Annotated in this window: 6 protein-coding genes and 1 pseudogene; 3 read left to right on the top strand and 4 right to left on the bottom strand. The window is 43.6% G+C overall.

Annotation, left to right across the window (positions count from 1 at the left end; translation table 11 throughout):
• A pseudogene (locus ACUVJL_RS32155) lies at nucleotides 1-127 on the top strand (ATP-binding protein); the annotation flags it as partial.
• A 20-nt stretch (nucleotides 128-147) separates the two neighbouring features.
• Here ACUVJL_RS32155 and ACUVJL_RS32150 read toward each other — a convergent pair.
• The 4 genes from ACUVJL_RS32150 to ACUVJL_RS32135 form a co-directional block, all read right to left on the bottom strand.
• Complete coding sequence (locus ACUVJL_RS32150) at nucleotides 148-369, bottom strand: type II toxin-antitoxin system HicB family antitoxin (RefSeq protein WP_445249535.1); 222 nt, start codon at nucleotides 367-369, stop codon at nucleotides 148-150.
• Nucleotides 366-644, bottom strand: a complete 279-nt coding sequence (locus ACUVJL_RS32145; RefSeq protein ID WP_445249534.1) for a type II toxin-antitoxin system HicA family toxin — start codon at nucleotides 642-644, stop codon at nucleotides 366-368. Before ACUVJL_RS32145 ends, ACUVJL_RS32150 begins: the two co-directional genes overlap by 4 nt.
• A 1-nt stretch (nucleotide 645) precedes the next feature.
• Nucleotides 646-1,092 (bottom strand): excisionase family DNA-binding protein, encoded by a 447-nt coding sequence (locus ACUVJL_RS32140; RefSeq protein ID WP_333337221.1) that lies wholly within the window; start codon nucleotides 1,090-1,092, stop codon nucleotides 646-648.
• 528 nt (nucleotides 1,093-1,620) lie between these two features.
• The gene (locus tag ACUVJL_RS32135) at nucleotides 1,621-2,211 is read right to left on the bottom strand and encodes a hypothetical protein (protein ID WP_445249533.1); all 591 of its coding nucleotides are present in this window, start codon (nucleotides 2,209-2,211) and stop codon (nucleotides 1,621-1,623) included.
• Nucleotides 2,212-3,069: 858 nt separating this feature from the next.
• Here ACUVJL_RS32135 and ACUVJL_RS32130 point away from each other — a divergent pair.
• Together ACUVJL_RS32130 and ACUVJL_RS32125 are read left to right on the top strand one after the other, a co-directional pair.
• Entirely contained in the window at nucleotides 3,070-3,258 is a 189-nt protein-coding gene (locus ACUVJL_RS32130; protein ID WP_445249532.1) for a hypothetical protein, read from the top strand.
• Between the two features lie 392 nt (nucleotides 3,259-3,650).
• A partial coding sequence (locus tag ACUVJL_RS32125; RefSeq protein WP_445248799.1) for a lyase family protein occupies nucleotides 3,651-4,208 on the top strand: 558 nt, incomplete at its 3' end.

Below are 4,208 nucleotides of genomic sequence, written 5' to 3'. Positions count from 1 at the left end.
GGCGAGGGCTAGCGATCGAATTTTGAAGGTTGCTAGAACTATTGCTGATTTGTCGGGGGATGAAAGCTTGAAAACGAATCATGTGGGGGAGGCGGTGCAGTATCGGACGATCGATCGGATGCAGTAAGGCGGATGTGCGATCGTTTTTCAAGTCGTAAGTTGATATATTGCAGGTCGATATTTTGGTTCGGGAATGGGTTTTCCCGCAGCTTTTGCAGCTTCCAGCCATGCTGTTTTAGCAATCTGTACTTCCTGCAAAGCTGATTCTGGGGTTTCGCCAAAAGCGGAACAGTATTTTAAATCAGGAATATCGGCAATGTAGCCTTCATCTTCGTTGCTGTAAAAAATATTGATGTGATAGTCTTTCATGGTTCATCATCCTCTATTGTAAGAGCGTATTCCTCGATTATCGCTAAGAATTGACGGACTTGATAGGGTGTCACCTCACCTTTTTTATTTTGAATGTTAACGATTTCTGGCACTTCAGGATGATTGAATATGTGATGACTGCCGCTGACTCTCGCCAGACTAAAGCCAAAGGCTTCAATCAGTGTCACCATTTCATTAAATTTGATGTTTTTTGACCCAGATAGCACCTTTTCTAATATTTTACGCTTTTTCATCGCTTTAAAAAGTGAATTCATCCTATTCTTCGTATAAACCAGCTTCCTCAGTCATCTCGATTAGCTGGTCTAATAGTTTACGGCGCTTTCTGTCGCGATGTTCTTTATAAATGATTAAATCTTTAAATCGAATCCGCCGATGGGAACCTACTTTGATATAAGGAATTGCTCCTTCATCTAGCAACTTGACAAGGAAAGGTCGCGATACATTCAGGATATTAGCAGCTTGCTGCGTCGTCAGTTCGCGATTGTAACGAACTATCGAAACAGCCCGATCTGATGCCATTGCTTGTACAGCTTGACGCAGGATATTGCAGACTGATTCGGGAATTAGAATCTCTTCTCCGTTACTTGTGACTAATTTTGGTTGTGCAGATTCTCGGCTAAGTATCTGTGCTAATTGTGCTATGGATTCTTGTTCTTTTTCTGGAGGTAAAACAGACTCTGGCGATGCTTTTTGCTTCAACATAGCAAGTCTCTCTTTTAATGTGTTTTTGTCTGATTTATGTAGTTGTGGACTCACTTCGAGCAAAGAAACCGGGTTTTTCACGAAAATATTTCGTTGCTACCAGCAGATTCGCGAAAAAACCCGGTTTCTGGCTACCCGCGTGTAAGTCTCCGGCGCATACTCAGTTGTTTTCACGATAACACTTTTCGCGCCTTAAACGCAATATCCGAAACAAACGAAATATTCAAATCCAGAAATCGGAAAGTTCGATCGCCCGAAATTCCCCATGCCGACTCAAGACGGATGCCTCACAGATGTACAATAGGACGATCGCACTCTCCGACTCCAAGCGCGATCGAGCCCTACACCCTGCCCCAAGTCGGCAACATCAGATAGAACGCAGTAAAAAAATATAAAATGGAAGCAATACAACTGTCTTTATTCTCAAATGACTCAGCACCAATTCCTGCCAAAAAGCAGAAGAAAGCAAAATTAGGGCGTTACGAACGCATCCAACGCGAACTAGAATCAAATGACTGTGATCCTTGATTACTCCATCCACTCAGGGGTGATGAAGTGTTCTAGCAAAAGCTTTTTGAGGTGCATGAGCGCGACCTCAACGTGTGGCTTTTTATCTTCGCTAAACGTTCCTGTTAAGGCGAGATAATTGTGTTCTGGCACGAGAGTAAAGGTGGCGCTGTCGCGCAAAAGTTTTTCTAAGTGAGTGAGAGCGACCTCTATCTCTGCTAATTTGTTAGGGCTGAAAGTACCTGTAATCATAAAATTTTGGGGTGGTGTACCTGAATGGTGTGTGAGTGATGGCTCTGGGGGTACAGGAACTAGGGGCGGAGAAACTAGGACTGGAATTGGAGGAGTAGTGCTGTCTCGTTGGTAGTTGAGATGGGCAATGACCTCATCTGGGGTGAGTCCCAGAGATATACACGCTGCTTCAAAAGAGTATCTATCGATTCTTTGTCCACTTAGAAACCGTTTTATAGTCGATATAGATATATATGAATGATCTGCCCATCTCTGTTGCGACAAACCCTTAAAATACAGAGCTTCCCGTACAGCATTTTTACCTTCTTCCGAAAGGTTTACACTATTACGCTGCCGTTTTTTTTGTGTCTTTGCAGTCATTATTTCCAGGTTCTTTAGCTAATTGTTTACTTTCAAGCTGCCATGCTTGACCAAAAGTATAACAACTTGATTGTTTGTATGACAAGGGTGATAGGCTGATTCTTCGAAACTGAGCCGCTCATTTAAGTTAAGATTTCTGATACTAAAGTGAGATATAAAGTGAGATATCTGAACTTGCACGATATGGGTGTTATCTGGAATAGTGAGATATCGGAACTTGCACGATATGGGTGTTATCTGAGATTATGTGAATTGTAAAGACAGTGCAAAGTTTAAATAAGGTTATTACGATCCAGCTTTCCCTGGTTCTCTATACCTGCATAAATCTTTGGAGAGGTCAGTTTTCTCTATTTGGTGTTTTAGCTCTAATACTTATCAAGCTGCCAAACTTGAGTATCTAAAGCGCAGAACCAAACGAACAAACACGCTCTAACCATGCCTGCCTCTCCTTTCCCTGATAAATCATCGTTCGATTCCAGCAAAAGTTATTGCGCTGCTTATTGGAATATAGTAGTTCTATCGAAATGTCGCAGCTCTGGTCATACCAGCGTGATGAACGAGGTTATACCAATTTATCGTGGAACTGCATACAATATATGCAAGCAAGCTGAAAACAACGCCCCAAGAGGATTTTGTTCCTCTGCTATTCCTATGCAGCTTCATGTAAATTTGGTATTACGTAGTTAAAATAAACAAGCATTAGCTCAAATAGCTCATTAAATCTGGTTGGAGTACAACTCTAAAAAGACCAGGTTAATTGAGCTAATTGAGCATATTTTGTATTTGTTTGCCACTTACAATGGTTGTTAAGCTTGGCAGCTTGATTACCATCAAACTTAGTTAGGAGCAAACAAACAAATGGAACACGGTAAATACGACGGCATCACCCAGATCGTACAGCAACCGCAACCCAGTCTGAGTTTTCCCGTAGGCATAAACTTAGAGTCGCACATGGCCTCAAGTGGCATTGCTTTAGTTACAATGGCTGGATTGACTATGTTCGTTCGAGAGATTCGGTTGTTGGTGAAAGCTTGCAAAGATTCCTAATCCTCACTACCTAATCACGGCAACTGCTGGAGCTTTTTCCAGCAGTTTTTCATCGTAATTAACAGCTAGCTTTATCATTGGTGCGCTAGAGGAGTGGCAACAAAAATAGGCAGAGTTTGGCATTTTTAGCTGGTTTAACAACGGAGTGATTTTTTAGGCATGAGTGATGCCAGCTAACGAGGTTTAGGATATTGTAGCCGATCGCCCAAACTACAAAAATATAAAAACCTAGTTTCTGCACTCCAACCAAAGAAACCGGGTTTTTACGAAAAGACCCGTTGTAGCCCGCAGATTCGGTAAAAACCCGGTTTCTGGGCCCCATGCTAAATCCTATGGCCCTTGCATCCCCTCGCAGAGGTACAATAGGACGATCGCATTCCCCAACTCCCACCGTGATAGAGCGCTACACTTTGCCCGAAATGGGCAACATCTGGACTGAAACCGCCAAACTGAAAAGCTGGCTGCAAGTAGAAATCGCTGTCTGCGAAGCTCAAGCCGAACTCGGCTACATCCCCGCCGCCGCAGTCGAAGAAATCAAAGCAAAGGCTAATTTTGACCCCAAACGAGTCCTCGAAATAGAAGCCGAAGTCCGCCACGACATGATCGCATTCTTGACAAATGTCAACGAATATGTAGGCGATGCCGGCCGCTACATTCACCTCGGCTTAACCAGTTCCGACGTGCTCGATACCGCTTTGGCGCTGCAATTAGTCGCTAGCGTCAATATTTTGTTAGAACGTGTCGAAGAATTGAGTCAAGCTATTCGCTATCAGGCTCAACAACATCGCAATACCGTGATGGTTGGCCGATCGCACGGAATTCACGCCGAACCCATCACCTTTGGCTTTAAACTAGCAGGATGGCTGGCAGAAGTGTTTCGCAACCGCGCCCGATTAGTGAATTTGCGATCGTCCATTGCAGTCGGCAAAATCTCCGGCGCAGTCGGAACC

This window comes from Microcoleus sp. OTE_8_concoct_300, assembly GCF_031383065.1.
In the GTDB taxonomy this organism is placed as follows: Bacteria; Cyanobacteriota; Cyanobacteriia; order Cyanobacteriales; family Microcoleaceae; genus Microcoleus.
The sequence above is the reverse complement of the archived record's forward strand: the minus strand, read 5'-3'. Positions and strand labels throughout refer to the sequence as shown.

Coding starts and splice junctions, on each gene's coding strand:
- ACUVJL_RS32130 (WP_445249532.1), top strand. CDS start 3,070: ATGGAACACGGTAAATACGACGGCATCACCCAGATCGTACAGCAACCG.
- ACUVJL_RS32150 (WP_445249535.1), bottom strand. CDS start 369: ATGAAAGACTATCACATCAATATTTTTTACAGCAACGAAGATGAAGGC.
- ACUVJL_RS32145 (WP_445249534.1), bottom strand. CDS start 644: ATGAATTCACTTTTTAAAGCGATGAAAAAGCGTAAAATATTAGAAAAG.
- ACUVJL_RS32135 (WP_445249533.1), bottom strand. CDS start 2,211: ATGACTGCAAAGACACAAAAAAAACGGCAGCGTAATAGTGTAAACCTT.
- ACUVJL_RS32140 (WP_333337221.1), bottom strand. CDS start 1,092: ATGTTGAAGCAAAAAGCATCGCCAGAGTCTGTTTTACCTCCAGAAAAA.